This is a genomic window from Halobacteriovorax marinus SJ, assembly GCF_000210915.2.
GTDB classification, from domain to species: Bacteria; Bdellovibrionota; Bacteriovoracia; order Bacteriovoracales; family Bacteriovoracaceae; genus Halobacteriovorax; species Halobacteriovorax marinus.
This window is the reverse complement of sequence record NC_016620.1, coordinates 2,466,839-2,491,545: the sequence shown is the minus strand read 5'-3', so window position 1 is coordinate 2,491,545 and position 24,707 is coordinate 2,466,839. Positions and strand designations below refer to the sequence as shown.

The 24,707-nt window shown below is 36.0% G+C and carries 30 protein-coding genes; 16 read left to right on the top strand and 14 right to left on the bottom strand.

Annotated features, from left to right (window positions below):
- Positions 1 to 7 precede the first annotated feature (7 nt).
- Genes BMS_RS11830 through arsH form a run of 3 tightly spaced genes read left to right on the top strand, consistent with a single transcriptional unit; the run spans position 8 to position 2,147 of the window.
- Positions 8 to 439: an arsenate reductase ArsC gene (locus BMS_RS11830; RefSeq protein WP_014245059.1), complete on the top strand. Its 432-nt coding sequence runs from the start codon at positions 8 to 10 to the stop codon at positions 437 to 439.
- Positions 436 to 1,467 (top strand): ACR3 family arsenite efflux transporter, encoded by a 1,032-nt coding sequence (gene arsB, locus BMS_RS11825; RefSeq protein ID WP_014245058.1) that lies wholly within the window; start codon positions 436 to 438, stop codon positions 1,465 to 1,467. The genes BMS_RS11830 and arsB overlap by 4 nt, the downstream gene beginning before the upstream one ends.
- Positions 1,455 to 2,147, top strand: a complete 693-nt coding sequence (arsH, locus tag BMS_RS11820; protein ID WP_014245057.1) for an arsenical resistance protein ArsH — start codon at positions 1,455 to 1,457, stop codon at positions 2,145 to 2,147. Before arsB ends, arsH begins: the two co-directional genes overlap by 13 nt.
- Positions 2,148 to 2,181: 34 nt before the next feature.
- Here the strand turns inward: arsH and katG are convergent, their stop codons facing one another.
- Positions 2,182 to 4,299, bottom strand: coding sequence for a catalase/peroxidase HPI (katG, locus tag BMS_RS11815; RefSeq protein ID WP_014245056.1), 2,118 nt, complete (start codon positions 4,297 to 4,299; stop codon positions 2,182 to 2,184).
- 137 nt (positions 4,300 to 4,436) lie between these two features.
- On the opposite strand from katG, the gene BMS_RS17515 reads away from it, so the two are divergent.
- The gene (locus tag BMS_RS17515; protein ID WP_162137850.1) at positions 4,437 to 5,204 is read left to right on the top strand and encodes a DUF3703 domain-containing protein; all 768 of its coding nucleotides are present in this window, start codon (positions 4,437 to 4,439) and stop codon (positions 5,202 to 5,204) included.
- A 1-nt stretch (position 5,205) separates the two neighbouring features.
- Here the strand turns inward: BMS_RS17515 and BMS_RS11805 are convergent, their stop codons facing one another.
- Positions 5,206 to 5,637, bottom strand: a complete 432-nt coding sequence (locus BMS_RS11805; RefSeq protein ID WP_014245054.1) for an RrF2 family transcriptional regulator — start codon at positions 5,635 to 5,637, stop codon at positions 5,206 to 5,208.
- Positions 5,638 to 5,773: 136 nt separating this feature from the next.
- On the opposite strand from BMS_RS11805, the gene hmpA reads away from it, so the two are divergent.
- The gene (gene hmpA, locus BMS_RS11800) at positions 5,774 to 6,985 is read left to right on the top strand and encodes an NO-inducible flavohemoprotein (RefSeq protein ID WP_044557566.1); all 1,212 of its coding nucleotides are present in this window, start codon (positions 5,774 to 5,776) and stop codon (positions 6,983 to 6,985) included.
- 21 nt (positions 6,986 to 7,006) lie between these two features.
- Here hmpA and BMS_RS11795 read toward each other — a convergent pair whose 3' ends face one another.
- Positions 7,007 to 7,291 carry a hypothetical protein gene (locus BMS_RS11795; protein WP_014245052.1) on the bottom strand — a complete coding sequence of 95 codons (285 nt, stop codon included), beginning with the start codon at positions 7,289 to 7,291 and terminating at the stop codon, positions 7,007 to 7,009.
- 166 nt (positions 7,292 to 7,457) lie between these two features.
- Between BMS_RS11795 and BMS_RS11790 the strand changes: the two genes are divergently transcribed.
- From BMS_RS11790 to BMS_RS11780, 3 genes are all read left to right on the top strand, one after another.
- Positions 7,458 to 7,997, top strand: coding sequence for a GNAT family N-acetyltransferase (locus BMS_RS11790; protein WP_014245051.1), 540 nt, complete (start codon positions 7,458 to 7,460; stop codon positions 7,995 to 7,997).
- A 75-nt stretch (positions 7,998 to 8,072) separates the two neighbouring features.
- Complete coding sequence (locus BMS_RS11785; protein ID WP_014245050.1) at positions 8,073 to 8,804, top strand: YebC/PmpR family DNA-binding transcriptional regulator; 732 nt, start codon at positions 8,073 to 8,075, stop codon at positions 8,802 to 8,804.
- A 16-nt stretch (positions 8,805 to 8,820) separates the two neighbouring features.
- The gene (locus BMS_RS11780) at positions 8,821 to 9,531 is read left to right on the top strand and encodes a Bax inhibitor-1/YccA family protein (RefSeq protein ID WP_014245049.1); all 711 of its coding nucleotides are present in this window, start codon (positions 8,821 to 8,823) and stop codon (positions 9,529 to 9,531) included.
- Here the strand turns inward: BMS_RS11780 and BMS_RS11775 are convergent, their stop codons facing one another.
- A complete protein-coding gene (locus tag BMS_RS11775; RefSeq protein ID WP_014245048.1) occupies positions 9,532 to 9,927 on the bottom strand; it encodes an SET domain-containing protein-lysine N-methyltransferase in 396 nt (131 codons plus the stop codon). It abuts the gene before it with no gap.
- Positions 9,920 to 10,375, bottom strand: coding sequence for an SET domain-containing protein-lysine N-methyltransferase (locus BMS_RS17075; protein ID WP_014245047.1), 456 nt, complete (start codon positions 10,373 to 10,375; stop codon positions 9,920 to 9,922). The genes BMS_RS11775 and BMS_RS17075 overlap by 8 nt, the downstream gene beginning before the upstream one ends.
- A gap of 227 nt (positions 10,376 to 10,602) precedes the next feature.
- Here BMS_RS17075 and BMS_RS11765 point away from each other — a divergent pair, with 227 nt between their 5' ends.
- Both BMS_RS11765 and BMS_RS11760 read left to right on the top strand, forming a co-directional pair.
- Positions 10,603 to 11,520 (top strand): RimK family alpha-L-glutamate ligase, encoded by a 918-nt coding sequence (locus BMS_RS11765; protein WP_014245046.1) that lies wholly within the window; start codon positions 10,603 to 10,605, stop codon positions 11,518 to 11,520.
- A gap of 9 nt (positions 11,521 to 11,529) precedes the next feature.
- Positions 11,530 to 12,492 carry a succinylglutamate desuccinylase/aspartoacylase family protein gene (locus BMS_RS11760; RefSeq protein ID WP_014245045.1) on the top strand — a complete coding sequence of 321 codons (963 nt, stop codon included), beginning with the start codon at positions 11,530 to 11,532 and terminating at the stop codon, positions 12,490 to 12,492.
- Positions 12,493 to 12,496: 4 nt separating this feature from the next.
- On the opposite strand, the gene BMS_RS11755 is transcribed toward BMS_RS11760, so the two are convergent.
- Both BMS_RS11755 and BMS_RS11750 read right to left on the bottom strand, forming a co-directional pair.
- Positions 12,497 to 12,784 (bottom strand): hypothetical protein, encoded by a 288-nt coding sequence (locus tag BMS_RS11755; protein WP_014245044.1) that lies wholly within the window; start codon positions 12,782 to 12,784, stop codon positions 12,497 to 12,499.
- 195 nt (positions 12,785 to 12,979) lie between these two features.
- Entirely contained in the window at positions 12,980 to 14,470 is a 1,491-nt protein-coding gene (locus BMS_RS11750) for a SulP family inorganic anion transporter (protein ID WP_044558113.1), read from the bottom strand.
- Between the two features lie 189 nt (positions 14,471 to 14,659).
- Here BMS_RS11750 and BMS_RS11745 point away from each other — a divergent pair, with 189 nt between their 5' ends.
- Entirely contained in the window at positions 14,660 to 15,199 is a 540-nt protein-coding gene (locus BMS_RS11745) for a YceI family protein (RefSeq protein ID WP_014245042.1), read from the top strand.
- A gap of 1 nt (position 15,200) precedes the next feature.
- Here BMS_RS11745 and BMS_RS11740 read toward each other — a convergent pair whose 3' ends face one another.
- Together BMS_RS11740 and BMS_RS11735 are read right to left on the bottom strand one after the other, a co-directional pair.
- Positions 15,201 to 16,112: an ATP-grasp domain-containing protein gene (locus BMS_RS11740; protein ID WP_044557564.1), complete on the bottom strand. Its 912-nt coding sequence runs from the start codon at positions 16,110 to 16,112 to the stop codon at positions 15,201 to 15,203.
- A 102-nt stretch (positions 16,113 to 16,214) separates the two neighbouring features.
- On the bottom strand, positions 16,215 to 17,567 hold the full coding sequence (locus BMS_RS11735; RefSeq protein WP_014245040.1) for a M14 family zinc carboxypeptidase: 1,353 nt from the start codon (positions 17,565 to 17,567) through the stop codon (positions 16,215 to 16,217).
- 153 nt (positions 17,568 to 17,720) lie between these two features.
- On the opposite strand from BMS_RS11735, the gene BMS_RS11730 reads away from it, so the two are divergent.
- Entirely contained in the window at positions 17,721 to 17,975 is a 255-nt protein-coding gene (locus BMS_RS11730) for a hypothetical protein (RefSeq protein ID WP_014245039.1), read from the top strand.
- Here BMS_RS11730 and BMS_RS11725 read toward each other — a convergent pair whose 3' ends face one another.
- The gene (locus tag BMS_RS11725; protein ID WP_157765776.1) at positions 17,976 to 18,368 is read right to left on the bottom strand and encodes a hypothetical protein; all 393 of its coding nucleotides are present in this window, start codon (positions 18,366 to 18,368) and stop codon (positions 17,976 to 17,978) included.
- A gap of 113 nt (positions 18,369 to 18,481) precedes the next feature.
- On the opposite strand from BMS_RS11725, the gene BMS_RS11720 reads away from it, so the two are divergent.
- Both BMS_RS11720 and BMS_RS17070 read left to right on the top strand, forming a co-directional pair.
- A complete protein-coding gene (locus BMS_RS11720; protein ID WP_014245037.1) occupies positions 18,482 to 18,940 on the top strand; it encodes a CBS domain-containing protein in 459 nt (152 codons plus the stop codon).
- A 17-nt stretch (positions 18,941 to 18,957) separates the two neighbouring features.
- Positions 18,958 to 19,656: a response regulator gene (locus BMS_RS17070; protein WP_014245036.1), complete on the top strand. Its 699-nt coding sequence runs from the start codon at positions 18,958 to 18,960 to the stop codon at positions 19,654 to 19,656.
- Position 19,657: 1 nt separating this feature from the next.
- Here the strand turns inward: BMS_RS17070 and BMS_RS11710 are convergent, their stop codons facing one another.
- A complete protein-coding gene (locus tag BMS_RS11710) occupies positions 19,658 to 20,875 on the bottom strand; it encodes a glycoside hydrolase family 3 protein (protein WP_014245035.1) in 1,218 nt (405 codons plus the stop codon).
- A 215-nt stretch (positions 20,876 to 21,090) separates the two neighbouring features.
- Here BMS_RS11710 and BMS_RS11705 point away from each other — a divergent pair, with 215 nt between their 5' ends.
- Positions 21,091 to 21,990, top strand: coding sequence for an alpha/beta hydrolase (locus BMS_RS11705; protein WP_044557563.1), 900 nt, complete (start codon positions 21,091 to 21,093; stop codon positions 21,988 to 21,990).
- Here BMS_RS11705 and BMS_RS11700 read toward each other — a convergent pair.
- From BMS_RS11700 to BMS_RS11690, 3 genes are read right to left on the bottom strand one after another with little or no spacing between them, the layout of a single operon-like run.
- Entirely contained in the window at positions 21,977 to 22,609 is a 633-nt protein-coding gene (locus BMS_RS11700) for an HAD family hydrolase (protein ID WP_044557562.1), read from the bottom strand. The two genes, BMS_RS11705 and BMS_RS11700, sit on opposite strands and share 14 nt — an antisense overlap.
- Positions 22,609 to 23,031, bottom strand: a complete 423-nt coding sequence (locus tag BMS_RS11695) for a tellurite resistance TerB family protein (protein WP_014245032.1) — start codon at positions 23,029 to 23,031, stop codon at positions 22,609 to 22,611. Before BMS_RS11695 ends, BMS_RS11700 begins: the two co-directional genes overlap by 1 nt.
- 16 nt (positions 23,032 to 23,047) lie before the next feature.
- Positions 23,048 to 24,064, bottom strand: a complete 1,017-nt coding sequence (locus BMS_RS11690; protein ID WP_014245031.1) for an NAD(P)/FAD-dependent oxidoreductase — start codon at positions 24,062 to 24,064, stop codon at positions 23,048 to 23,050.
- Between the two features lie 116 nt (positions 24,065 to 24,180).
- Here BMS_RS11690 and BMS_RS11685 point away from each other — a divergent pair, with 116 nt between their 5' ends.
- Positions 24,181 to 24,636, top strand: coding sequence for a methylglyoxal synthase (locus BMS_RS11685; RefSeq protein WP_014245030.1), 456 nt, complete (start codon positions 24,181 to 24,183; stop codon positions 24,634 to 24,636).
- Positions 24,637 to 24,707: the final 71 nt, after the last annotated feature.

Here is a 24,707-nt window from a genome sequence, read left to right as displayed (position 1 = left end):
AGTTAAAGTGAAGAAGAATATTTTATTTCTATGTACCGGAAATTCATGTCGCTCCCAGATGGCAGAGGGATGGGGAAAGCATCTTAAAGGGAATAAGTATAATTTCTATTCAGCAGGAACTAAGAAACATGGCCTTAATCCTTATGCTGTGAAAGTGATGAATGAAGGTGGTGTTGATATTAGTGCTCACGAGTCTAATACAACAGACGAGCTACCAGATATTGCTATGGACTTTGTTTTTACAGTTTGTTCAGATGCCTTTGAGAACTGTCCTTACTTTCCTGGTGGAAAGATTATTCATACAGGATTTGATGATCCACCGAGATTAACAAGTCACTTGAAAGATGAAGAAGAGATTCTCAGTGTCTATAGAAGAGTAAGGGATGAAATAAGATTAATGATTGATTCGATCGAAAAATACATAGAGGAAGAAGTATGAGTAATGAATCTGAGCAAATGGGTTTTTTTGAGCGCTATTTAAGTCTTTGGGTTGCGCTTTGTATTGTCGGAGGAATACTTTTAGGAAAATTTCTTGGAAGTTCTATAAGTGTTCTTAGTGAACTTAATCTGGCAACAGTTAATATACCTGTTGCGATTCTTGTTTGGCTTATGATCTTTCCAATGATGGTGCAAATAGACTTCTCTTCTATAAAAGATGTGGGGAGAAATCCTAGAGGACTTGCTCTCACTTTGGTTGTTAATTGGCTCATAAAGCCATTTTCAATGGCCTTCTTTGCTTGGATCTTTTTCGATAAGATTTACGGAGCATACTTAACTCCTGAGCTTGCGAGTGAGTATATTGCAGGAGCTATTTTACTAGGAGCCGCTCCGTGTACAGCGATGGTATTTGTATGGTCTTATCTTACTAAAGGCGATCCAGAGTACACGCTTGTTCAAGTTGCAATAAATGATCTCGTTTTATTAGTTGCTTTTATTCCAATTGTTAAATTTCTTCTAGGAGTCACTAGTGTTGTTATTCCTGTTGATACACTTGTTTCGTCAGTTGTAATATTTGTTGTCATACCACTCGCTGCTGGTTTTATTGTGAATAAGGCATTAATCAAGACACATGGGAAAGATTGGTTTGAACAAAGTTTTTTACCAAAGCTTAAGCCTGTTTCTATAATTGCTCTGCTTTCGACTTTAATCTTACTCTTTGCCTTTCAAGGAGAGAAGATTATTGAAAATCCAATCCATATAGTATTAATTGCAATTCCATTAATTATTCAAACTTACTTCATCTTCTTTGCAGCATGGATCGTAGGAAAGAAGATGACTCTTCCTCATTGTATATTAAGTCCTGGCTCAATGATTGGTGCCAGTAATTTCTTTGAGCTTGCAGTGGCAGTTGCAATAGCACTATTTGGATTAAACTCTGGTGCAGCACTTGTTACAGTTGTGGGTGTATTAATAGAAGTTCCAATTATGCTAAGTCTTGTGCATCTTTCAAATAAATGGAGGTACTAGTGAATTACCTATCTAAAGAAGAATTTAACTTAAAGGCTACAAGTGATAGTCAAATCAATCACAAACCGAGAATACTCATTCTCTATGGCTCTCTTAGGGAGAGGTCTTATTCTAGGCTTTTAGCGCAAGAAGCTGGTCGAATCTTGGAGTTTATGGGGGCTGATGTAAAGTTCTTTGACCCTGATGGACTTCCTACCTTTGATAATGATCGATCGGTTGAACATGAAAAGGTTCAAGAGCTTAGAGAGTTAAGTCTCTGGTCTGAGGGACAGTTGTGGTCTAGCCCTGAATTACATGGGAATATGTCCGGTTTAATGAAGACAATAATTGATTGGATACCACTTAGTATTGGTGCAGTTAGACCTACGCAGGGGAGAACCTTAGCTCTCATGCAAGTGAGTGGTGGTTCGCAAAGCTTCAATGCTGTAAATAATATGAGAATTCTTGGGCGTTGGATGAGGATGATCACCATTCCTAATCAATCCTCTGTGGCCAAGGCATATAACGAGTTTGATGAAGATGGGCAAATGAAAGAATCCCCATATAGAGATAGAGTAGTTGATGTTATGGAAGAGCTAATGCGCTTTACTTTATTAACGAGAGTTCATGCAGATTTCTTAGTCGATAGGTATAGTGAAAGAAAAGCAAAGAGGAATGAGACTTTTGACAAGATAAAATAAAAAATGGCCAGGATATTCCCCTGGCCATTTTATTTTATTTTCTTAACTCAAAACGATCGAGATTCATAACTTTATCCCATGCTTTAATAAAGTCATGGATAAATTTCTCTAGAGAATCATGGCAAGCATAGACTTCTGCCAGCGCTCTGAGTTCAGAATTTGATCCAAAAATTAAATCAACTCTTGTCGCGCTCCATGTTTCTTTTCCAGTTTTTCTATCTTTTGCTGTGAAATGGTCACCACTTTCTTCCCAAGTATTATTCATATCGAGAAGGTTAATAAAAAAGTCATTTGTTAGTGAACCAACTTTTTGAGTAAGAACACCATGCTTAGAGTCTCCATGGTTATTACCTAGAACTCTTAAACCTCCAATAAGTACAGTCATCTCTGGCGCACTTAGTGTAAGTAATTGCGCTTTATCTAAAAGTAATTCCTCACTTGGAATTGTAAATTCTGTCTTTAGGTAATTTCTAAAACCATCTGCGACAGGCTCTAGCACAGAGAAAGACTCTTCATCAGTTTGATCTTGAGTTGCATCCATTCTTCCAGGTGCGAATGGAACTTTTGCTTGAACACCGGCATCTTTTGCGGCTGCTTCTATCGCCGCACACCCTGCAAGCACAATAAGGTCTGCAAGAGATACTTCTTTCGAATAACTATCTTTAATTCCCTCCAGCTTACTAAGAACTTTCTTTAAAAGTACTGGATCATTTGCAGCCCAATCTTTTTGAGGAGCAAGTCTTATTCTTGCACCATTGGCTCCACCTCTCATATCACTACCTCTATAAGTGGATGCTGAAGACCAGGCAACTTTAACTAACTCTGACGTCGTCAATCCACTCTCTAGAATGAGCTTCTTCAGTTGTTCTGTGTCTTGCTCACTTATAAGAGCGTGGTTAAGTGTTGGGATAGGATCTTGCCATATTAAATCTTCACTTGGAACTTCTTTACCAAGATAGCGAACCTTAGGTCCCATATCTCTGTGAGTGAGTTTAAACCATGCTCTAGCAAAAGCTTCTCTAAATTCTTCTGGATTATCTTTGAAACGTAAGGCTATTTTTTCAAAGCCCTTATCGAATCTGAGTGACAAGTCGGCAGTTGTCATCATCGGTCTATGTTTCTTAGACGAGTCATGTGCATCAACAGGCATATCTTCTTCTTCGACATCTTTTGCAAGCCATTGCCATGCACCTGCCGGACTTTTTACTTTTTCCCACTCATATTTAAATAGAGTTGTGAGGTAACCATTATCCCACTTGGTAGGATTCGCTTTCCATGCACCCTCGATTCCACTCGTAATTGTGTCTTCAGCATTACCTTTGCCAAATTTATTTTTCCACCCTAGTCCCATATCTTGAATAGGGGAAGCTTCTGGCTCCCTTCCAAGGTTTGAGTCGGAAGCGGCACCATGGCATTTTCCAAAAGTATGTCCTCCTGCAACTAGAGCCACAGTTTCTTCATCTGTCATCGCCATTCTAGAGAATGTATCTCTGACATCTCTTCCTGAAGCGACTGGGTCTGGCTCTCCATTTGGTCCTTCTGGGTTTACATAGATAAGACCCATTTGTACGGCAGCAAGTGGTTTTTCAAGCTCTCTGTCACCGCTATATCTCTTGTCTCCAAGCCATTCAGATTCTACTCCCCAGTAGACATCTTCCTCTGTTTGCCAAATATCTTCTCTTCCTCCTGCAAAGCCATAAGTTTTGAATCCCATTGACTCTAAAGCGCAGTTTCCTGCGAGTATAAAGAGATCCGCCCAAGAAATTTTCTTTCCATACTTTTGTTTTATTGGCCAAAGTAAGCGTCGCGCTTTATCTAGATTTCCGTTGTCAGGCCAACTATTTAATGGAGCAAATCTTTGATTTCCAGTATTAGCTCCACCACGACCATCACTAGTTCTATAAGTACCAGCTGCGTGCCATGCCATTCGGATAAAGAGTGGTCCATAGTGACCATAATCTGCAGGCCACCAGTCTTGTGAAGTAGTCATTAGATCGCATATGTCTTTTTTCAATACATCTAGATCGAGAGAGTTAAATTCTTTAGCGTAATTAAAATCACTATCCATTGGATTTGAAAGGTTAGAGTGTTGCCTTAAAATATTAAGCTTCAATGAATTGGGCCACCAATCATTATTCTTTGTTCCCCACATGTACTTCTCCTAAATATTGAATTAAAATTTGTTTAATTGTAACTTCAAATGGACAAAAATAAAGTTATTTATATTTGAGTTTGTTTGTCAGTCAGTTGTGGCTAGTCACGAGGAATTGAGTCATATAATATATGAGTATGCACGATGATTTATTATACGCATTCGAATTAGAAATGAGTAAGGCAAAGGAAGCTTTTCACTCAACTAAGTTAGACCTATCTTTCAAACATTTAGAAAGGGCCCATGTATTAGGGCAGATGAATGTAATTGCTCATACAAGAGCACATATATGGATGTTTAAAGTCGCACTTAAGAGAAAAGACTTCGCGGAGATGTTTGCTCAGTCAATTCGTATTCCATCTGGAATAGTGGGGTCGTTCCTTGGAGTTGTTCCCTTGGGAAATACTGGTGGTGGAAATGTGAGTGCAATTAAACCAATGGATATTAGTGAAGACTTAAGGAGTCCTCTTGAGTATTCAGCAACAATGGAAGAAAAAATGAATAGAAACGCACAATATTTTTTAAGATTTGCACTGGCAGCATGTTTTTTGTCTGCTGTAGCCGATAGGGTTGGCCTTTGGGGGAATGCAGGGGAGCCTGGAGTTGTCTGGGGAAATATGAAAGCATTTTTAGATTATACACATCTTCTTCTTCCGTGGATGCCAAGAGCTCTTTCTGATGTCTGCGGATATATTGCAACATTCCTAGAAGTCATCTTATCTGTTTTCTTATTAATAGGATTCAGACTAAAAGAATCATCACTTGCGAGTTTCTTTTTACTACTTTCTTTTATTTTAAGTATGAGTATTTCATTTGGAGTTAAGAGTTCTCTCGACTATAGCGTTATTACCGCAGCAGCTGGAGCCTTTCTCTTATTTTCAATAAACTTAGAGAAGAGAAGTTAAATTAAATAAGGTTTGATTTAAGTTCATCTTTATTTTCAATTATATCTGCCAAAGTATACTTTTCTAAATTTTTTAGAAACTCTATTAGCGAAGAGTTGAGAATTGACTTTAATTTACAAGATGGTGTAATTTTACAAGGAAATACTGAGTCTTGATTGAAGCATTCTACTATGTCAAAGTCAGGCTCAACTTGCTCGATTAATTTTCTAAGGTTGATATTCTTTGGTTTTTCTAGCAGTGTTATTCCACCCGAGGCCCCTTTATAACTTTGTATATACTTAAGTTTTGATAATTGATGAATGATCTTTGAAAGATGATTTCTCGAAATTCCATAGGCAGCAGAAATCTCAGTAGAGGTGCAAAGTCTCTCGCTATTAATTCCCAAGTACATGAGAACTCGTATTGAATAATCGGTATAAGTTGTTAGTTTCACACTATATATATCGTTGAAATATTAGAGAAATGCAAATATGTCTATAAAATATATATTTCAGTATTGACGGTAGTCTCTTGTCGTAATAAATATGTATTCAAAATACATATTTAAGATACATATTAAGGGGAGCATCATGCTAGAGAGTAAGACTATTGAAATTATTAAAAGTACTGCACCAATTTTAGAAGAACATGGAGTACTTCTTACAAAGCATTTCTATAAGAAACTTTTTGAAAAAAATCCTGAGGTTATGCCATATTTTAATCGTGCCCATCAAGAAATGGGAACTCAACAGGAGGCCCTTGCTGGCGCAATTTGTGCTTATGCAAAAAATATTGATAATCTCTCAGCATTAAGTGGAGCAGTTTCTTTAATTGCCAATAAGCATAGTTCTTTAAAAATAAAGCCAGAGCATTATCCAATTGTGGGAGTTAATTTACTAGAATCTATCAAAGAAGTTTTAGGAGATGGAGCAACTGATGATATTATTTCAGCCTGGAAGAAAGCCTATTTCTTTCTTGCCGATATTCTTATAGAAGCAGAAAAAAATCTTTATAATGAACAATTAAAATCAGAAAATGGTTTCAATGAATTTAAAAAGTTTCGTGTTGTAAAGAAGGTTCAAGAAAGTTCAATCATTTCATCTTTTTATTTATCTAGTGAAGATGGGCTACCGGCTCCAAGCTTTAAGGCGGGTCAATATATAACTATTCGTGTTCCATTTGATGGAATGACAACAATGAGAAATTATAGTTTATCTAGTTTTGGGGATGAGAATTTTCTTAGAGTAAGTATAAAAAGAGAGGACGCATTAGAGGATAAAACTCCGGCAAGGTATGTTTCAAATTATATGCACTCTCAAGTTGAAGAGGGTGATATTGTCGAAGTTGGCTATCCAAATGGTATATTTACATTACAGCCACAAAATACGGATAAGAATATAGTTTGTATCGCTGGAGGAATAGGAATCACTCCACTTCTAAGTATGATTCATTGTTTAAATCAAAATAGAAAGTCTACTCAATCATTAAAATTAATCCATGCAAATAAGAATGATGAAGTTCATGCTTTTAAAAGTGAAGTCGAGTCCATTCAAGAGCTGAATCCTAATTTCAAAGCGTTCTTTTTCTACGATGAACTAAAGAGGGAGAAGAGAAGTAATGAAAATATAGGCTTTATTACGAGAGAGTTTTTAACGGAGTTCATCTCTAATGATAAGAGTTCTGATTTCTATATTTGTGGACCTAAAGCATTTATGAAGTCTATTAAGAATGACTTACTAGCTCTGGGAGTAGAGGAAAATCAAATTCATTATGAGCTATTTGGTCCAGTCGAAAGTATTTAAATAAAAAAGAATGTATAGGAACTAACAATTCCTATACATTCTTCTAAGTGTTCTTTGATTTGAATATCTCTTATCCTTAGAACTCGTGCTCCTAGCATAGTAGTTTTTAGATTGATAAAATTTTCTTTTCTTATATTTCTTATTCTTATATTTTCTTTGTTGTTTCTTCTCGCTTCTTTGGTTCTTCTCGTCAGAGAGTTCATAAGACGTAGCTTGAGCTTTTTGCAATAGACTTACTCTTGCTTTTCTTAGATCAAAGAGAACATAGTTAAGTAGACCAACAAAGATGATGGTCGACAGGCGCATAAATACCTCTACTAATAGAATTTAATATTGAGTTTTAGAAGTAGAGAAATGTATTCATGATAATCACCTCGAGGTTAATTTAGCTTTTTTGGAAATGTAAAATTGAGTATGATTAGATATTCATAATGATTTAATATAACACATATAGCAATAAGATGGAAGTCCCATGATTATAGAAACAGAAAGATTAATACTAAGACAGTGGAAAGACTCCGATATTGATCCCTTCGTGAAGCTTAACCTTGACGAGGAAACCATGAAATTCTTTCCATCTACTTACGCTAGAGACGTAAGTGAGAAGCTTATTAATAGAGAAATTGAGCGCATTTCCAAAGATGATATTGGATTATTGGCCGTAGAGTTAAAGGAAACGGGAGAGTTTATAGGTTTTATTGGTCTTGCAAGACCAAGTTATGAAACTCACTTCACTCCTTGTACTGAAATCGGTTGGAGGATCTATAAAGACTTCTGGGGAAAAGGGTATGCTAGTGAAGGTGCAAGGGCCGTTCTCGATTTTGCTTTTGAAGAGTTGGGGCTCGAGGAAGTTGTCTCTTTTACCTCAAGACTTAATCTCGCTTCAATTAGGGTTATGGAAAAGATTGGTATGGTAAGAGATACTGATGGGGACTTTAAACACCCTATGGTTGAGGACGATTCAGAGCTTAAAGATCATGTTCTTTTCCGAGTGAGAAGTGTTAATGGCTAGAGTTTATAGGTGTCAATCTATTTGACTACTGATAATATAAAATAAATTTAAATTAAGTATATAGAAAGAGGAATTATGGGAAGAAAATGGGCCAATATTGAAAAGAAAAAAGGTGCAGCAGATAAGTTAAGAGGACAAATTTATACTAAGATTCTCTTTGAAGTTCAAAGAGCGGTTAAGTCTGGTGGAGATGATGCTAGTACTAACTTCCTATTAAGAATTGCCTTAGAAAAGTGTAAGAAGAATAACGTTCCAAAAGATAATATTGATAGAGCTATCAAGAAAGGCCTTGGTGGTGATGACGATGGATACGAGGAAGTTACTTATGAAGGTTATGGCCCAGATGGGGTTGCTATCTTTGTTGAAACTTCTACGAATAATACAACTAGAACTGTGGCCAATGTAAGATCTTACTTTAACAAAGCCGGAGGTTCTCTAGGGACAACAGGAACATTGCAATTTATTTTTACTCGTAAAGCTGTTTTTGAGATTCCACAAGGTGATTTAGACGAAGATGATTTCACTCTAGAGATGATCGACTGTGGAGCTGAGGAAATTGAGCTTGAAGATGGAATATTTGAAGTTAGTGGGCCAATGGAAGTTTTTGGCGCTATCTCTAAGAAGTTAGAAGAAATGAACCTAGAGCCAGAAGAGGCAGGATTAGAGCAAATTCCTACAACTTTTAAAGAAGTTTCAGATGAAACATACTTAAATAATATGAAGTTAATTGAAAAACTTGAGTCTGATGATGATGTCGTAAAGGTGTATCACAATATTGAATATAGTGAACACTTTAATGATCTATAGAAAATAAGGGTACGAGATGAATACGTATAATATGACTAGAAGTGAGCAAAGTATAAGCGAAGAGAACGCGCGCTTTATGAGTGGCGTTTATAAGTGGATGAGTTTTGGAATAATCCTCACATCATTTATTTCATTTTACGTATCTCAGTCTAAGGAGCTAGTCTCACTTATAATTGGAAATAAGTTTATATTCTATGGGCTACTTATCGCTCAGCTAGGAGCCGTATTTTATCTATCTGCGAAAGTAAAAACGATCTCTTCTATGGCCGCAACAATCATTTATCTTCTTTATGCAGCATTGACAGGTCTAACTCTCTCTTTAATCTTTCTCATTTACACAAGTGAAAGTATTCAGTCTGCATTTATACTGACAGCTTTCTCTTTTGCTGGATTAAGTCTCTTTGGCTATGTGACTAAAAGAGACCTAGGCCCAATTGGAACTTTCTGTCATATGGCCCTTTGGGGAATGATTGGATTTGGAATCTTAACAATCTTCTTTCCGAGTCTAATGACCTCTGGTGCTAGTAAAATATACGGTATATGTGGAGTGCTCATTTTTTCTGGACTAACTGCTTATGATACTCAGAAGATTAAATCTTCTAATATCATTGGTAATGAAGGAACAGATGAGGATAGAAAAGAGACTATTTACGGAGCCCTCACTCTTTACTTAGATTTTATTAATCTCTTCCTATCAATACTAAGGTTAATGGGAAGAAGAAAGTAATTACTTTAAAAATTGTAAATGATAATCATCTTCATCAGAGCTTTCGAAGTAATTATATAGAAGCTCTTCATTGATACTAATATCTCTAGTGGCAAACATCATGGAGAGGTCGCTAGAGTTTTCAATATTGAAGTCGAATGTATGATGGTTCATATATTGAGCATTATCCATGCAATTGATATAGAAATCATTTTCTTTATAAGCAAAGTTTTGAAGTGTATCGAATGAATCTCTATGGAGTTCTCTTTTAAGTTCTTCCCATTGCTCTATAGTATATTTAATATCAATTCTCTCATCGAAGCTCCAAACGAGCTGTCCTTTCTTTATCTTTTGTGAACTGAAGAGTCCTAGTCCTTGAATTTTAGAAGGAGCAATGTAGGTCTTAATATTAAGCATAGCTGGCCACTCCTAAGTGCAATTGTAAGTGGTCTAATAGGTCATCTTTTTTCTTTATCTTGAAATAGTCAAAGTTGAAGAAATCAAAGAGGTCATAGCAATTATGATAGTTCTCAATAAGCTCTTCTCCTTTTAGAATATCTCTAGTGGAGATTTCTAAGAAATTATCTAAGAAGCCAATATTAGCACTTTGACCGTGGTTTATATATCTTGTCTTATCTAGGACGCTCCAGACGTTTCCATCCCTTAGATAAGAATAATTCATGTGTCGTCTTATCTCCTTTAGGCTCATGGAGTGACATTGGAAGATAAATTCTTCAATTGCTGTAATCCGAGTTGTTGACGGAGAATACTTCCAAATAGGCGTACCCTCTGGAATGTCTTGATTGGCAAAGAGTCCTTTTCCATGAATAGGGGAAGATTTAATAAGCGTTTTAACCAGTAACATTCTTACTCCTTTAGCCTATTTTATGAACGAAGTTATATTTTTGAAAAATCGTTTTATTTCTATAATGATTAGTTTTAAGTTAATTGTTTTTAATTTTAGTTAGTTGTGTTGTTTTTTAGGATAATTAGGAAAAACTGAAGTATATTGGGACTAAAAACGAGTTTTAAAAAAAATGAGTTAAGTCGATAATTGGCAAAGACTCATATCACATAAATTTAGGAGAAAGCGTGAGAATAGGTCTATTAAATAAGAACCCTGATAACTACACTAATACTAGACTTTATGAAGAGGCCATAAAGAAAGGTATTGAAGTCGAGCATATTGATTATACTCATTGCGATCTTATTCTAAATAATAATAAGCCCGATATTCTTTACAAAGGAAAATCCTTAAGCTCCTTAGATGCCATTGTTCCAAGAGTTGGAATCATAAAAAGTACATATGGGATGGCCGTATTAAGACAATTTGAGGCCATGGAAATTTACTCATTAAACTCTTCTCTTGGTGTTGCAAGAGCGAGAGATAAGCTTAGAACGTTACAGATCTTATCAAGGAAGGATTTACCTTTTCCAAATTCCTCCATCTCTAATGACTCTTTAAATGGAGCTAAACTTATTGATAAGGTGGGAGGAACTCCAGTAATTATTAAATTAACTGAAGGGCTACAAGGTAAGGGAACTGTTTTGGCCGAAACTAAACAGTCCGCAAAATCTATAATTGAAGCTTTTGGTCTTACAAGTACTAACCTTATTCTTCAAGAGTTTATAAAAGAGTCTAAGGGGACAGACATTAGAGTTTTTATCCTTGGTGGAAAAGTCATGGGTTCAATGATTAGAAGCTCTAATGGGGAAGACTTTAGATCTAACCTTCATCTCGGTGGTGAGGCAAAAAAAGTAAAACTCACACCCAGAGAAAGAGAAATTGCTCTAAAAGCCGCTAAGGAGTTTAAACTCAATGTTGCCGGAATAGATATTCTACGTAGTGATAATGGTCCACTAATTCTAGAGGTGAATGCCTGTCCTGGCCTTGAAGGAATTGAAAAGGCGATGGACAAAAATATTGCTGCGACAATAATTGATTTTCTAATAAAACAAGTTGAAGAACTAAAAGATAAACCCTCCTACCATAAGCGTGTGCCGCTTTAAAGAGTCGTTATGGAAAAAACAGTCTATGTTAAAGTTAAAGAAAACATTGTTCTCTCAAGATTAAAGAGGGGACATATACATAGGTTTCAGGTGCATTTATCTGACAATGCTCTTGGTGTTCCTTGGAAGCTTCCAGTAATTATTGTTCAGGGGAAGAATAAGGGAAAGGTCCTTGGAATTACGGCTGCAATCCATGGAAATGAACTTAATGGTATTTCTACTATTTTCAAACTCATAAATGAAATTGATCCAATGAAAATGAGTGGAACTTTAATACTCGTACCTATTAGTAATGTTCCGGGATATTTGAAGAACCAAAGATACTTTAGCGACAATGTGGACTTAAATAGAATAATGCCAGGTAAAGATAGTGGAGCATCAAGTAGTATTTATGTTCATCACTTTATTAAAAAAATAATTAAGAAATTTGATTATCTCTTAGACTTACATACTGCTAGTTTAGGTAGGGTAAATTCTCTCTATATTAGAGCAGATCTAGAGAAGCCTGAATGTCGCAATCTTGCGTATCTTCAGAACCCACAAATTATTGTTCAAAAGTTTGATGAAGAGGGGACACTTAGAGGTTGGGCAAATGATAATGGAATTGCTGCCATAACGATTGAGATTGGAAATCCTAATGCTTTTCAACATAAGCTAATTGACGAGACTCTCTTGGGAGTTTTGAATACGATGAAATTCTTAAAGATGATTGATGGCAAAGTTAAGAATCTCGTGAAGAGCACAACTATTTGTGACCACTCATTTTGGATATATTCTTCAAAGGGTGGAATTGTAGACGTCTTTCCTGCCATTGCTCAGAAAGTGAAGAAAGGTCAATTAATTGCCAAGGTCTATGATGTATTCGGAGAGGTTAGAGAGGAGATCTTTAGTTCTCACTCAGGTATTGTTATAGGTAAGAATATTCGCCCCAACTGTGATGCTGGGACGAGAATTCTTCATTTGGGAATTTAAAATTTTATTTTAAAAATGTTTGAGAAGAAGTGATGTCACAGAAGTAGTTTACATCCATCTTCATAAGGTAAACACCAGAGTATGTATTATATAGTGCTTCGTACTTTTCGATTCCGTCTACGAAATCAGAAGTCTTTGTAAGTGTAATCTGGTATTCACCTTCAACTTCATCGTATGGAACACCTAGTTCGTAAGATAAAATATCCATTGATTGGTACATCACGCTATTTCTACATTCGTCGGCAAATACGTTAGTCATTGATAAAAGAGTTAAGAGAACGAGAGCTTTCATTTGTTTCTTCCTTTGTCTAAATGGATTTTAATAGATTTATTTCTAGCTCTTCTCTCAAGAAGATAAATCAAAGTCAAATTAGGATTCTATGAAGATGGTAGGCTTAGAAAAATTACTCGTATTGTGAATAAAATGGCGGTTTTGTGAGAAAAGTGTGAAAAAGTAAAGCCGCAACTAGGCGGCTTTATTAGACTATTATATTCTCTTGGCCTTCGAGATATGGCCTGCCTTGTTGATCACACTAGCGCAATCAGGGCTAAGATTTGTAATATAGACTTCTTTATCTAGCCTGCTATATTTCTCAACTATATTATTAATAACTTCGATACTAGAGAAGTCACAAACTCTTGAGTTTTCAAAGTCTAGATAAATATTCTTAGGGTCTTCCTTTGGATTAAAAAGACTCTGAAAGCTTTGAACAGAACCAAAGAAGAGTGGTCCATTAAGCTGATAGTGTTTACCACCATTTTCATCTGTGTAAATCTCGGCCTTGATTCTTTCAGATTTCTTCCATGCAAATACTAATGCGGAAACAATAACACCACAGAATACTGCGATTGCAAGATCTGTAAAAATTGTGACTGTCGATACTAGAACTATAACAAAGGCATCTGATTTTGGGATTTTTCCTAAGACTCTAAAGCTAGACCATTCAAATGTTCCAATAACAACCATAAACATAACACCAACAAGTGCAGCTAGTGGAATGAGTTCTATAAACTTTGATCCAATAACAATGAAGAAGAGTAGGAATAATGCGGCACTGATTCCTGATGCTCTACCTCTTCCTCCTGAGTTAACGTTAATCATACTTTGACCAATCATGGCACATCCGCCCATTCCGCCAAAGAAGCCTGTTAAGATATTGGCAAGACCTTGTCCTAGACATTCTCTATTAGTACTTCCTCTTGTTTCAGTTACTTCATCTACAAGCTGTAAAGTCATAAGTGACTCAATTAGGCCGATGGCGGCTAGGATACAAGAGTATGGGAAGATTATTTGTAATGTTTCCATATTAAATGGAACATTTGGAATGTGTAGAGATGGTAGTCCTCCGCCAACTGATGCCATATCAATTACTGTTCTAGTGTCTATTCCCATTAAGTGAACAATTCCTGTTACAGTAAGAATCGCCGCCAATGATGATGGAATGGCCTTCGTTAGCTTTGGTAAGAAGTGAATGATGAGCATTGTTAAAAATACTAGTCCTAACATAATTAAGAGATCATTCGTATGTAGCCAGTGAGAAACTCCTGTAGCATCAGTAAATTTAAATTGTGATAACTGGGCCAGAAAAATAATGATAGCTAGGCCATTAACAAAACCGAGCATAACTGAGTGTGGTATTAGACGTACGAACTTACCAAGCTTAAATACACCTGCAAGCATTTGAATGATTCCCATTAAAACTACAGTTGCAAATAGATATTCAACACCATGATCGGCAACGAGGCTAACCATAACGACAGCGAGTGCTCCAGTCGCTCCAGAAATCATTCCCGGTCTACCACCAAAAATTGAAGTAACAAGTCCCACCATGAAAGCAGCATAGAGACCAACAAGTGGATCAACCCCTGCTACAAATGAAAAGGCTACAGCCTCCGGTACAAGAGCGAGGGCAACAGTTAGCCCTGAGAGAAGATCGTTTTTTAATGTTTCTCTCGTATTAGAGATAAGTTTGAAGATCAAGTTTATTCCTTTTGTAAAATTGTATATAGAAGATAGCGAATAATTGGTAAATACTCAAACCTATTTTGACTTTTGCGCTGAGTTGTTTTCTGTTTAACTTAGAGCATTTAAATTAACTTTGGGGGTGTGACATTCTTAAATGAAATGAATTAGAATAAAGACACTGAAAATTAAAAAGAGGTTTATATGAAATTTATTTTATCATTATTTTTATTTACATCAATTGCTCAGGCTGCTTGTTTCAAAGATGCGACTATCGGTTGGAGTGCTTATAAGACACCAGCGAAAGCTGCAGTAGGTGGAACTTTTAAGGGCGTTTCATTCACAAGTAATAAGAGTGAAGATATTAAAGAAATTCTTACTGGTGCAACGTTTAATCTTGATGCATCTACAGTCTTCACAAAAGATAAGGGAAGAGATGCTAAGATTGCAAAGTTCTTTTTCTCTACATTAGAAGGCGGAAGTAAAATTACTGGTGTTGTAAAAAAGGTGTCTGGTAAAGTTATTACAGTAGCAATTACGATGAATGCTAAGACTGTAGATGTTCCATTAAGCTATGATTATAAAAATGGAAAATTAAGTGCAAAGGGTGTTGTTGACGTATTTGACTTTGCTATGAGCGACGAACTTAGCGCTCTTAATAAAGCGTGTGCAGCTCTTCATCAAGGTAAAACTTGGAATGATGTTGCCGTTAATCTAGAAGCTAACTTTGGAAAGTGTAACTAAGTTACTTCTTTCCAAAGAGTCCTAATCTTACGCGAAGGAAGTGAAAAATTTCCTTCGCAACATCAATCTCTAAACATTGCTCAATTGTCTCAAACCCAGGTGCAGAGTTTGCTTCACAAACTTTGAAGTGCGAACCATCAAAGAGAAGGTCAATTCCAGCAATATCTAAATTAAAGGCCCTAGATACTTCAAGTGCTAACCACTCAATTTCAGGAGTTAACTCAAAGGCCCTTACTTCACCGCCTTGAGAGAAGTTTGCTTTGAAGTCTCCCTCTTTTGCAATACGCTCAACACAGCCAAGGACTCTTCCTCCTAAAGTAAACACTCTAAGATCTCTTCCCTTACTTGATTTAATAAATTCTTGAAGAATAATATTTGCATTGATATTTGTGGATTCCACCAATTGCATCATATCGGCCAGGTTCTTCTTTGTTTCGCAGAGAAATACTCCAACTCCTTGGGAACCACTAAGTGTTTTTACAATGACTGGAAAGCCTAAATTCTTTTCGATGAATTCAATATCAACTGGAAATTTCACCAACATTGTTTTTGGTACAGGCATATTGTATTCAGCTAGAATTTGATGAGAATATAATTTATCTTTAACGATCTCTATACTTTCAGATGTATTATAAGAGCGAACACCTAGTCTTTCTAAGTGTCTTATAACTGCAAGATCGAAGTAGGTCGTATAGGCACCCATTCTCGGGATGATGAAGTCGGGGAGCTTTACCGGCTCTCCTTTGAGATAGACAGATTTTCTATTTTCCCAAGTAACGGTGATATCAATATCTTTGGGGCTAATGATTTTTAGGTTAATACCTTCTTTTTCAGCCGTCTCCATTAGTCTTGTTACAGCATACGATTTCTTTAAGAATTTTGAATCTTCTTTATAGAGAAGCCAACCTTCCATTTCTACCACCTCTAAAATTTATTTGTTAATCTATTCGGATAGTTAGCCAATAATCTTAAGAAATGTTTCTAGAGATTATTGGCCAAGAGAACTTGAGGAAATTTATAGAGATATATAATTTCCATTTGGTGAAATTGAGTTTTTCTTAACTTCTAAATCAATCTCTTTTTTCAGTTTTGAAGTTGTAACTTTGACTTTGTAGTTACCAGCGGCGAGGACTTTGTAGAACTCTCTGCCATTCTTAGATATAGTATCAATTTTTGTTAATGAGCTTTCATTCTTCTTAAAGATTTCTACTTTAAACTTCTCATCTTTTGTAAACTTTATACCAAAGCCTTGGTGGATACTTTTCATATAATCAAAGAGAGAGTCTCTATTCTTATCGTAATAAGATTGAACTAAGTCATATGTAGGCCACTTAGAGTGAGAGAGCTCAATTGTAACTTGTAGGTCATTGTGCCAGTGATAGCTCCAATCTTGCATACCACCGTTAATCTCATACCATTGGTAACCATTTACTATCCCGTCAACAAATTCCCAATTATCTCTCATTGATGGAATTTTAACTGCGTATTCGCGCGAGAGTTCAACCACAAGATCTTTATATGGGAAGTCATCTCCCGTAGTGTCCCAAGGGTAGTTCACAACTTCCGTTCCACCATGGAAATTTGCTGAAAGTGCGAAGTGTCTCTTCTTTTGAAAATTCATCATAGCAACAGTTTCGTTTTGTCTGTCTCTAGATTCATTATCAAAAATACTATGGGAGTGAGTATCTTCAATTTGCCCATCTCTTACAACATCTGGAAAATCTCTGTTAAGATCTCTCCAGTTACTATTTCCTCTTCTTCTAGAGGCGGCACCATCTGGATTTAAAGAGGGCATTATGTAAATTTCGGTATTATTAATCAATGTCGTTGTTTCGAGATCTGAGCTCTTATAGTTCTTTGCTAACTCTTCAAGAAGTGAAACCATCATCTCTCGTCCAACAATTTCATCCCCATGCATATTGGCAACATATTTAAACTCAGGCTCAACTTCATCAACTTCAACATTGTCAGAAACCTTCATCATCCAGAGCTCTCTGCCTCTCTCAGTTTTTCCAATACTAAAGAGTTTAAAAATATTTGGATTATCTTTTGCGAGCTTTTTAAGTTTTAATTCAATTTCTTCTGGCGTTGGATAAGTGGCTAGAGACTTCTCTTTTTCCTCTAGTCTTAACGAGCTAAAACTAAACGGAGAATTTTCCTTAAGCCATTTTCCTAAATCTTTTGGGCCATAGACTTCATAGCCTCTCTTATTAGGATGATCTACTGTAAATCTCTTTTGTGCATGTATTGTTTTTAGGAAGTCTCTTTTCGAGTCATTTACAAAATAGCCTTCTTTAACAATATTTCCCTGGTTGGCCAGAGTGGATGTAGTTGCAAGGAGCAGTGTTGCTAAGAGTAATTCTTTCATAAGATACCTTTTCTATGGGATAGATGAATTTACTCCTCTTTATAGTGTGGATCAATTGATGTGAAAAAATGTAAGAGAATCATAATTTTATGCACCTAAAATCAATGCTTTATGGATTAAGTTTTTATTAATACTTGATAGGTATGATGAAGAATGAAGCCTTTTCTAAATTTATTCTTTTTAGCCCTTTTTATGCAAGTTCAGACCTATGCAGGTTCAACCTATATTTTTGAAGAGAGTGAGGAGCTCTACTGGCCAACAATGAATATTGAAGAGGTTCATGAGATGGACAAAGATACGAGGTCTCCCTCTGCTGAGAATATTGAATATAAAAGTATTGAAGAGCTGAAAGGACTAGTTGATGTATGTTGGTATCGATGTAGTTTTGTATATGAAGAAGTGGATTAATCAAGCTGCACTTTCTTCACCATAGAACTCATTTAGAAATGAGTCGATATCATAGAGAGCGGCTTCGTCATCTTTTCCAATGATTTCTGTAAAGGGTATCTCGTCTAATTCATCTCTAGGTAGATCTTCCCCAAGGGCATCTATTATGACCAAGAAGAATTGATCGGCCATCTCTTTGTAAATGTCTATGTCGTATAAGTTTGGGTGAAGAGTATCTAAGTAAATGACTAAACATAGAGTAGGTGATTCTCCAACAATATCTTCTAGCTCTGTTAGGTTATAGGCTTGGCGAATTTCACAATCATTGTGAGAGAGCTCGTAAGAGAGCCTTGTCTGAGCTTGGTCGTCCATGGAGAGTATGAGAATAGTGTCGTGATGAAATATCCTACTCATAGAAATAATTATAATTGTCAATTATGAAGGAAATGTTAAGAGAATTAGGGGAGATCTCTTAATTGTATTTATAATAACTTGCTATAATTTCCGTACTTTATAAGGAGGTTCTAATGGTTAATTATACACCTGCAGTAGTTGGGAAAACGGAACTTAAAGAGGGGCTTAAGCCAGGTCTCACAATTAGAGATTATGTCGCTAAGAATTTTCAAACGATCTCTAATAAGAGCACAATTCTAGAAGCCAGTGAGATGTTGATTCGCTTCGAATTAACTGGAGCGCCAGTTGTTGATGAAAATGGTTCTATGATTGGTTTTTTATCTGAAAAGGATTGCTTAAAATATATTTTAGATTCGAAGTATTATAATCATGCTCCATCGAGCGCGACTCATTATATGTCGACTCAAGTCATGTCAATTTCGCCAGATGATTCACTAACATCTGTCGTAGAGCTCTTCCTAAGAAATAATTTTCAAGTATACCCTGTTGTTGAAGAGGGAAGAGTTATTGGAACAATTTCTAGGAAGGCCATTTTACAAGCAGTGGCAGAATTAAATGAGTCTTCTTGGTAAAAGATAAGAGTTGTTTTATGAAGGAATTAAAAATTCTTGTGGCCGATGATAATGAAGAATTCTATGTCCTCTTAAAAGAGAGGCTTGGGGTTCTCCATTATCAAACGCGCTTCTTTCACGCAAAGAATGGTTATCAAGCTTTAGAAGTATTGAGGTCAGACTATATTGACTTATTAATCACAGACTTCTCAATGCCTGTTCTAGACGGATTAGAGCTTGTAAGGTCTTTAAAGAGTTTAGAACCTGAGCAACGACCAAAAGAAGTCGTTATTCTATCTGCATATGTAGAGTCAGGTCCTACTCCTAAAGAACATGATCACGTTATCTTTTTACCAAAGGATGACTTTTATAGTGACTTAGTTCACCTCATTGCAGACTTGAGCGAATCTCTTGGGTCATTTATTAATCAACGAGATAATTATATCAAGGATGTCCGTGTTGATATTATTGGGCAGAACTTTGTGGACATTGTTCATGCAATGGAATTAGATACTAGAAGTGTTATTGTTGACGACCCACACTTGATCTTTGAATGTGAGAAAGATGAAGTCGTTGATTGTATAATAACTTTCCCTGGAAAAGAGGTTGTCCAAACAAAGGGGAGGGTAAAACGATTGATGGGTGTTAGTGATAAGCACTTTAAGATTGAATTCTTCGATCTAACTAGAGAAAGCCAACTCAAAATAGAAAACTTTCTAGGCCATGTTGCGGCCTAGATTACTCTTCCATCTTCTTAATTTTTTTAAAGATTTCTCTCTTCTCGTCTCTTTCTTTAGAGTCGAGGATTGAGGTCTTATTTGCAATTTTTCGAATAGATTTATTAGTACTTGCCACACTTTTAAACTTATCAATTACTTTTAATTTCTTTTTAAGATTCATTACTCTATTAAATGACTTGTTGATTTGATCGATGGTAACTCTCTCTTCATTCAATAGTTTCTTTATGGTTGTGTGAACTCTTTTGGCAATTTCTTTATCGTAAACGAGGTTGTTCCCGTAGAGTAGAATATCTATTCCAGCGTTAATCGCGAGTTCGATGGCCCTTTCAAATCCATAGTGATCTGTTATAGCACTCATATTCATATCATCACTTATAATGACTCCATCATACTTTAGCTCTGTTCTTAAAAGATCGTCTAAAATAGATTTTGACAAAGTTCCCGGGTAGTACGGATCAAGAGAACCATTGAAAATATGAGCAGACATAAGTATGTCAACATTGCCCTGATTTATCATATTTTTAAATGGAATAAGTTCGATCTCACTCCATGTATCAGTAACGTCCACAAAGCCTTTGTGCGAGTCTCCTCTTGAAGATCCGTGACCAGGGAAATGCTTAATTGTTGTTCCAATATTTAAATCGTGATGTGATTTTATAAATGCGGCAACGTTATTACTAACCTTAAGAGGATCGCTTGAGTAGCTTCTTTCTATTTTTCCTATTACAGGGTTATCTGGGTTTGTATTTACATCAGCACTAGGAGCAAAATTTAAATTAATACCTACTGATTCAAGATCTTGTGCTAACTTCTTACTCTCTTTATAAGTGAAATTGAGATTATTTCTCTTACCAACTTTCTCTGGTGAGAGCACTTTGTTAAATCCATGACGTTGCTTAAGTCTTTGAACTAGTCCACCTTCTTGATCCACTGTTATGAGAAGTGGAATTTCACTCTCTCTTTGTATTCTCTTTGTCAGATCCTTAACTTGTTTTCTATTTATAATATTTCTCTTTCTTGACTCTAAGGTAACATCATAGTCAAAGAGGATTACTGATCCTATTTTATATTTATGAATGTCTTCTATAATTTGGTGATTAGCATCTACTTCACTTCCGCGAAAGCCCACTAAAATCATCTGCCCAATTTTTTCATCTAAGCTATAGTCGGCCCAGCTTGAGTTAATAAGAAGTAGAATCGATAGAATTTTAAGCATAGTTTCCTCTAAATTTAGTTATAAAACCTATCGGATTATGAACTCAATTTTTGAGCCTGATTTTAAAACTGAGTGTTTTTGTCGCTTAAGGCGACTAACCCGTCAAAAGTAATCAAATTCTTAATTTTTAGTGGAAGTTTTTTCCCATTAGTCTAAATGTCCTAAGTTTTTAGGTCGATTAATAACTGATTCTTACGAGTGAGGGGGGCATCTCTATGAAGATGTATATTTTATTAATCGGTTTTATACTGAGCGTTTCATCTTTTGCGCAAACAGGTATCTATCTTTCTACAGGAACACGCTATGATGTTTCAGATATAGAATCTATTATGGATGACGTTCTAATGCATAATACTACGAGAAGAATTAATATCTTTGTACATGGCAGAGGTAAGCATCCAGAGAAGGGTTTAGGTGTAATGTCTGAACTTGAGAATATGTATGGTGTTTCCAGTATTATGTTTCATTGGCCATCTTGGAAATCTGCTGTTGAGCGCCCTGTGGGTAATGCTATTTCATCATCGGAAGACCTCTATGTCTTTTTGAACGCATTAAATAACTATATTAGTGAGCACCCATTTAAAACATTTGGATTAAAGTTCTCTTTACTTGTTCATAGTATGGGGAATATTGTTTTTAAAGAGATGATGCAGAATCATTATTCGAGTGGCTCTTTTAAGTATAATCTCTTTGATACGCTTATTCTAAATGCCGCAGATGTTCCGGTAAGAGATCACCAATCGTGGGTTGATAAGATAGATTTTTCAAAAGAAAATTTCATTACCTATAATGACAATGACATTGTTTTATTTGGTAGTGAGCAACTTGATCGCTTTAGTGATGACTTTGAAGAATATGAGGGAACGAGACTTGGAAAGAATGTTGATAAGGCAGTCAAAAAATCAAATGAAGAAAGATCGAATAATGCAAAATATTTAAATATCTCTAAATTAACCTTCACTGGGCATAGACATTTCATTACTGATCTTAAAAAGAAGAATAGAGAGCTTCGTAGTATCTTCTCTAGATTAATAAAGGGGAGAAGGCCTTACTTAAACAAACGTGATGGGGTGTACAAGGTTAGGGAGAATGTTTACTACTTTAAGCACGATTAGAAAACCAAGTTACCTTGGCAAAGGGAATTTCACTTGCCCTTGCTGCTTCTAAACCAGTAGGACTATCCTCGAAAATGAATGCTTCTTTTGTTGTGATCTTGTAGAAGTTTAAAGCATCTAAGTAGGGGCGAGGACTAGGCTTGGTCTCAGTGCTATCTTCTCTAGTCAAAACAAGGTCAAATAACTCTTTAACTTTTTCTTTCTGTAAAATAAACTCAGTAACTTTTCTCTCTGAAGCAGTGATCAGAGATATTCTAAGTCCCATAAGCTTTAAAGATTGAAGTAAATTTCTGATTTCTTTCGTTATGATCTCTTTTTCTGAATCGATTATATCAATGACTTTTTGATTCTTTATTTCGAGAAATTTCTGAACACTAGTATTGAGTTCTTTTTTATAGAATTCAAAAACTTTATCGTCTGCTACTCCTTGAAATCTTTTCTTTAAATCTTCTGAAGAGGAGTCTCGCTCAACATTAAAGTGATCGAGAGTTCTTCTTAGGGCCTTTGCATGATGGAGTTCAGTGTCTATTAGAGTGCCATCCATATCAAAGAAAATATCCTTAGCATCTGTAAGCTTAGTAACTTCTGTTGGACTTGGGACTTTGTTAAGAATAATCATTAAATAAGAGAGGTGATAATCGTCACTAGTCTTTTAAAGATATTCTCTTCTTCGTGACTCTCTTCTTCCATTCTTTCCACTTCACTTGTCAGTTCTTCTACCTTTAGATCTCCCATAATCTGTCCTGTCAATTGAGATAGAACAATTTCTTCTTCGGGGGCGAGACCATCTCGTTTGAATATTGTATTGGCAAAACTGACTAGCATTCCACGCTCTCTTGGCTCTAGTGAATTTAAAAAGATATCATCAAGCTTTATACCTTTTTCAAAGTCATTCTGTAGAATTTCTCTCTGCTCTTTAGTGAAAGGAATCTTTTTCAAATGTTGATCGAGCCATAGTTTCTCTTCCTTTGAAACATGGTTATCTACTTGTGCAAGAGCGATTGTTCCTCTCCACATTTGAAATTTACTTTCACTAATCATGGGTATCTCCTTTTGACTAATTATCTCCTTTTTTTGTCCTAAACTCTAGGAGTTGTTTTTGCCTTCTCTCTCTTCTTATTTTGGCGTTTATATCATCAGCGCTATCCACAGCAGAGTCCCAAGCAGTATAGATTTGCTTCTTTATACCTGCTCTAAGATCTCCAGCAATATAGAAATTCTCAACGGAAGATTGACCCTTTTCGTCTGTTACAACAAAGCCTCTATTATCTAATTTTGCACCTAGCTCTTTGGCGAGTTCGTTATAGACAATGACTCCTAGAGAGACAAAAGCATTTTGAGCGTGAATGATATCTCCAGACTCTAGAATAAATCCCTCAAGCTTCCCTTCTTTCTTATCTCCTAGAAAGTCGACAATTTCTGATTCAACAACATTGATATTGTAGAGTTCAATGAGCTCTGATGTTTCTTCATCAAAGTCAGCACTCTTTCCATTTGTTAGGATGGTAAGATTTGGAATGTCATAGCGCTCGTTTATCATAATAGCTACCCAAGCAGCAGAGCTTGTGTGGCCAATAACAGCAATTTCATTTTGATGAGTATGATGTCCATCGCAACGAACGCAGTACTCAATCGCTTGGCTATTAGCAAATGGAAAAATTGATCTGATATCACCCTCAATAAAAGGTTGGACATCCATCATACCTGTAGTGAGAATGACGTACTTTGTTTTCCATGTTTGTCCGTTGGAATCAACCAAAGTAAAAATTCCTAATTCATCTTTTTCAATAGATTGCACACCTGTATTCAATTGAGGATAGAATACTTTTTCAAACCTCTCATTAGATAAAAAATCGTAGGCTTGTTTATTTGGATTATTTATTCCTTGTTTGAAGTCTAGGAAGCCTGGAATGTTCTCAACTTTTCTTACCCACATGGCCCTAGATTTTTTCTTATTCTTTTGATTACCTGGAAAGAAGAGTGTCTCATCATTATTAAGCACTGATCTTAGCGCTGCCATAATTCCAGCTGATCCTCCTCCAATTACAGTTGTTTCATATATTTTCTCAGTCATAGTGAACTCCTTTTTATATAGTCTATATAAATTATGATCATCACTCTAATAAGTATTATCTATTCTGGTATAGGGCCTCTATATTTGTTAAAATATAAAGGAAATAGGAGGCAGAAGTGATTAAGAAAACCAAGAATATAGCGCTAGTCGCCCATGATTCTAAGAAGCCTAAACTAATAGAGTGGTGTAGGGAGAATAAGGAAATCCTATCCAAGCATTCCTTATTTACAACAGGAACAACTGGAACATTGATCGAAAAGGAATTGGGCCTAAGTGTGACTAAGTATATTTCAGGCCCTCTAGGCGGAGATCAGCAAATTGGTGCGAAGATTTCAGAAGGTGCGATTGATCTCTTAATTTTCTTTTGGGACCCTTTGGAGAGTATGCCTCATGATCCAGATATTAAGGCTCTTTTGAGACTGGCGACGGTTTGGAATATTCCTCTGGCCTGTAATCAAACGAGTGCAGACTTTCTCATCTCTTCGCCTTTAATGGCAGAGGACTATCAAAGGGACCTTGAGCATTTAGAGAGATATAAGAAAGATAGAAAGATTTTGGTTTCTAAGAGTTAGACTTTGATGTGGAGCGTATGGATTATTGCCTTTGAAGGGCCTAAAAGGAGTTCGTAACTTTAATTTAGGAG